General features: G+C 72.3%; 4 protein-coding genes. All 4 read left to right on the top strand.

Features of this window, described 5'->3' with window-relative positions; all coding sequences use genetic code 11:
• The coding region (locus tag ACWEVO_RS34285) for a uridine kinase (protein ID WP_452311565.1) at positions 1-456 on the top strand (456 nt) is incomplete at its 5' end.
• Positions 457-747: 291 nt separating this feature from the next.
• Entirely contained in the window at positions 748-1,146 is a 399-nt protein-coding gene (locus tag ACWEVO_RS34280) for a TraR/DksA family transcriptional regulator (protein WP_452311564.1), read from the top strand.
• Between the two features lie 47 nt (positions 1,147-1,193).
• On the top strand, positions 1,194-2,066 hold the full coding sequence (locus ACWEVO_RS34275; RefSeq protein WP_452311563.1) for a DUF72 domain-containing protein: 873 nt from the start codon (positions 1,194-1,196) through the stop codon (positions 2,064-2,066).
• A 293-nt stretch (positions 2,067-2,359) separates the two neighbouring features.
• The gene (locus ACWEVO_RS34270; protein ID WP_452311562.1) at positions 2,360-2,788 is read left to right on the top strand and encodes a DUF2267 domain-containing protein; all 429 of its coding nucleotides are present in this window, start codon (positions 2,360-2,362) and stop codon (positions 2,786-2,788) included.
• Positions 2,789-2,840: the final 52 nt, after the last annotated feature.

Here is a 2,840-nt window from a genome sequence, read left to right as displayed (position 1 = left end):
CTGCACGTGCGTGCGGCGGACTTCCTCCGGCCCGCCTCGGTACGCCTCGAGCACGGCCGGACCAACCCGGACGCCTACTACGAGGGCTGGATCGACGAGGCGGGCCTGCGCCGCGAGGTGCTGGACCCGGCCGGCCCCGCCGGCTCGGGCCGGCTGCTGCCGTCGCTGTGGGACCCCGTCGCCGACCGGGCCAGCCGGGCCGGCTACGTCGACCTGCCGCCCGGCGGGGTGGTGCTGGTCAGCGGCCCGCTGCTGCTCGGCGGGGCGCTGCCCTTCGACGTCACCGTGCACCTGGTGCTCTCCCCGGGCGCGCTGGACCGCCGTACCGAGCCGGGACAGCGCTGGACCCTGCCGGCGTTCGCCCGGTACGCCGACGAGGTCGCCCCGGCCAGCTTCGCCGACGTGGTGGTCCGGGTCGACGACCCGCGACACCCGGCCCTGGTCGAGGCGGCCTGACGACCCGGACGGTCCCCCCGGCGGCCGCCGGACGCGACCCGGACAGCGGGCCCGGGCGGGCGCATTCCGGGTGGCCGGGCAGCAGCCGGCACGGACCGGCACGGACCGACCGGCGCAGGTGGGCACGAACGGCCGGAAAGAACCCGGGGATCACCGGTTTGATCCGTCGGGGCGGCGGGTAATCGCCCGGCTCACAGAGCACGGGTGATCTCGCCCGGGCATCCCATCGGACCACGTCCGGGGCGTTCGCGCCCCGGACCGGCATGAGGCCCAGAGGAAAGGCAGGCAGCGATGCTCGTCCACGACAAGGTAGCCACGGGGCGCTCGCAGGCGGAGGTCGACCGGATCCGGCAGTCCCTGCAGTCGCGGTACGACGAGCTGACCGCGGAGTACGAGCAGGCCGTGCAGCAGAGCCAGGTCCTGCGGCTGGTCGAGATCGGCGACACGGCCGGCGACGACCAGGCCGACAGCGGCACCAAGACCGCCGAGCGGGACACCGCGCAGTCCCTGCTGCGCACCATCCTGGACCGGCGCGCCCAGTTCGAGCACGCGCTGACCCGGCTGGACGAGGGCACCTACGGCTTCTGCGAGGGCTGCTCCGCGCCGATCCCGGTGGAGCGGCTGGAGATCTTCCCGTCCGCCACCTCCTGCGTGACCTGCAAGCAGAACCGGGAGCGGCGGGCGGCCTGAGCGGCGCCCGGGTTGCCGGTCGGTCCCGTACGCGGTGGACTCGCCAGATGGGTGAGATCAAGGTGGGCACCGCCTCCTGGACCGACCGGACCCTGCTCGACTCCGGGTGGTACCCCCAGACCGCGGACACCCCGGAGAAGCGGCTGGCCTACTACGCGCGCCAGTTCCCGCTGGTGGAGGTGGACGCCACCTACTACTCGCCGCCCGCCGAGCGGACCGCGCGGCTCTGGGTGGACCGCACCCCGGCCGGCTTCACCTTCAACGTCAAGGCGTTCAGCCTGCTGACCGGCCACCCGACCCGGGTCGGCTCGCTCTACAAGGACCTGCGCCCGGCGACGGAGAAGAAGAACCTCTATCCGGACGACCTGTCGCCGCAGGCGTACGAGGAGGTCTGGACCCGGTTCCTGTCCGCCCTCGACCCGCTGGTCGAGGCCGGCAAGCTGGGCGCGATCCTGTTCCAGTTCCCGCCCTGGTTCACCATCAAGCGGGACAACAAGCAGTACCTGCTCGAGGTGGCGCGGCGGTGCGACCCGCTGCGGCCGGTCTTCGAGTTCCGGCACGCCTCCTGGTTCGACGGCGACAACGCCGAGGAGACGCTCGCCTTCCTGCGCGAGCACGAGCTGCCGTTCGTCTGTGTCGACATGCCGCAGGGGCACCGGTCCTCGGTGCCCCCGGTGCTGGCCGCCACGGCGGACCTCGCCGTGGTCCGCTTCCACGGGCACAGCGACAAGTGGACCAGCAAGGACATCCACGAGAAGTTCGGCTACGACTACTCCGACAAGGAGCTGCGCGGCTGGGCGCCGAAGCTGCGCGAGCTGGCCGGGGAGGCGGAGCAGACCCACGTGCTGATGAACAACTGCTACCGCGACTACGCCCAGCGCAACGGGCAGCGGCTGCGCGAGTTCCTCGGCGCGGAATGAGGTTCACCTCTTCCGGGTGAGGCCGGCTCACCCGGCTCCCGGCGAGTCTGGGCGGTGTGTGCGGTCCGTCGACCGACGCGACCGCGAGGCCGACAGGAGGTGGGCCATGACGGTGCGGGTCGTAGCGGATCGACGCCGCGGCGGGGTGCTGCACGTGGTCGGGAGGTCCGACCCTCCCCGGCGTGGCGGACGGCCCGGTCGGTTCAGCCCGACCCGGCTCTGGCGGGGGCCCAGCGGGCCGCCGCGCCGCACCGACGACCGACGCTGGGAAACCGACGCACGGGGGTGGGCAGATGGCTGAGCAGATGATTTCCGCGTTCGAGTCCTCGCTGGACAAGACCAACGTGATGCTCAAGGAGATCGAGGCGGCGTACGGCTGGCCGAAGGAACAGCGCAACCAGTCCTACGCGGCGTTGCGTACGGTGCTGCACCTGCTGCGGGACCGGATGCCGGTGGGGCAGAGCGTCGAGTTCGCCCAGCAGTTGCCGGTGCTGCTGCGGGGTGTCTACTTCGAGGGCTGGCAACCGGAGAACGTACCGATCAAGCTGAACCGCGACGACTTCCTCTACGAGGTCCGGCAGGGCTTCCCCTACGACGTGGAGGGCGGCACGCAGCGGGTCGTCCAGGTGGTGCTGGACACCCTGCGCCGGCACGTGAACCAGGGCGAGTGGGAGGACGTCAAGTCGACGATGCCTCGGGACCTGGTGCAGATGATTCCGTGACCGCCACGGTCCCGGCCCGCACCGCCGCCTCGGCGGGGCGGGCCGTCGGCGT

It is taken from the genome of Micromonospora sp. NPDC003776, from assembly GCF_053605645.1.
Note: the sequence above shows the minus strand (reverse complement) of the source record. Positions and strands in the feature narration are given on the sequence as shown.